The sequence below is a fragment of the Paracoccus sp. DMF genome (assembly GCF_004407025.1).
GTDB classification, from domain to species: Bacteria; Pseudomonadota; Alphaproteobacteria; order Rhodobacterales; family Rhodobacteraceae; genus Paracoccus; species Paracoccus aminovorans_B.
Map to the genome: position 1 here is coordinate 1 of NZ_SOKV02000138.1, position 1,306 is coordinate 1,306.

A 1,306-nucleotide genomic window follows, 5' to 3' on the forward strand; every position below is an offset into this window, starting at 1 on the left:
ATCAGCCTCCGGCAAACCCGGCGCGGTTCAGTGGGAACTGGCGACTGGGCGGAAGGCTGTATTGGCGGTGGAGTAGCGCCATTTTGGCGGGCCTTTGGAGGCTTGGATCAACCTCAAACCAAGTCTATTCTCCCTGTCATCAGCTTCCGGATGAGATGGTGGATCCTTGGGAATCGAACATTGGGATGAAACCAGACAGCGCTGGATCCTTTATCGCAGTGAGGCCGAACATAGTGCGGATTGCAGGGCCTATCCCTATGACGCCGTACCCGGGCGGATTTTTCTCGACACGAATGTTGTGAACCTGCTCGTGAATTACCCAGACCAGATTTTCGAGCAGCAGCCGCTACCGAGTATCGAGGACGCGTTACTTGCAGAGGACCTCGAAGCGCTTATGCACATCTTCTACGTTGGCAGGCGGGCAAACTGGGCGATCATGGCATCCCGAAAGACGCTTGATGAGGTTGACAATACGCCCGATCCCGAACACCGCCAGCGGCTGCGAGACTTCGCTGTAGAGTTGATTTCGCCTGAAGACGAAGCGAACGCTTACGCTTCCGTGGTCGGGCGGCGCATGATCGATGCTCCTTTCACCCGCCGATTGCCCGACAAAGCGGATCGGGAACTGATTGGAAATGCAGTCGGCCTCGAATGTGACGTCTTCTGCACAAGAGATCGGCGGACAATTATCAAGAAGCGCGACCAGTTGAGGCTATTGCCGATCAGGGTTCTCACTCCTTTGGAGTGGTGGCGGCATGTTCGTCCTTGGGCTGGCCTATGCACCTAGGCGGGCCCTACTGAAACCCATTTGGCTCCCGCCTAAGAAATCGCCTCTTTGACGAGGCGATATACGGTTCCCCTGCCCTTGTCTTTCTCGGCGCTGATGGGCAGGCCCAGCCTCTTCTTCAAGGCTCCCGAGATCGAGCCGCGGACTGTATGGGCCAACCATCCGGTCGCCGCGACCATCTCGGCAACCGTCGCGCCCTCGGGGCGCTGGAGCATAGCGATGATCTGGGCCTGCTTGGTGCCAGCCCGGATGGCGACGGGTTTCGCGGTGTAGGTGTCGTCGGGTGCCTGCACAGGTTCCGACTTCGGCTTCGGCCTCGCCTTCCGCACGCTGGCGACAGCACTGGCCGCCAGCGGCTCGATCCCGATGGACTCCAGCCCGGCCTCGGTGGCAATCAGCGTGGTGCCGTGGCCGTCGCCGGTCTCGCGCCACATCGGCTCGCCGCGCCGCAGGTTGGCCTCGACCTCCTCGAGCCAGCCGCGGGCGATCATCTTGCCGACCACCATCTTGGCGGCGGCG

General features: G+C 60.9%; 2 protein-coding genes. One reads left to right on the forward strand and one right to left on the reverse strand.

Going from position 1 to position 1,306, the window contains the following annotated elements:
• The first annotated feature begins 166 nt into the window (after nt 1-166).
• A complete protein-coding gene (locus E3D03_RS20775; protein WP_252927059.1) occupies nt 167-787 on the forward strand; it encodes a hypothetical protein in 621 nt (206 codons plus the stop codon).
• A gap of 32 nt (nt 788-819) precedes the next feature.
• Here E3D03_RS20775 and E3D03_RS20780 read toward each other — a convergent pair.
• Nucleotides 820-1,306, reverse strand: a 487-nt coding sequence (locus E3D03_RS20780) for a DUF3489 domain-containing protein (protein WP_263568526.1), incomplete at its 5' end; no start/stop codon positions are given.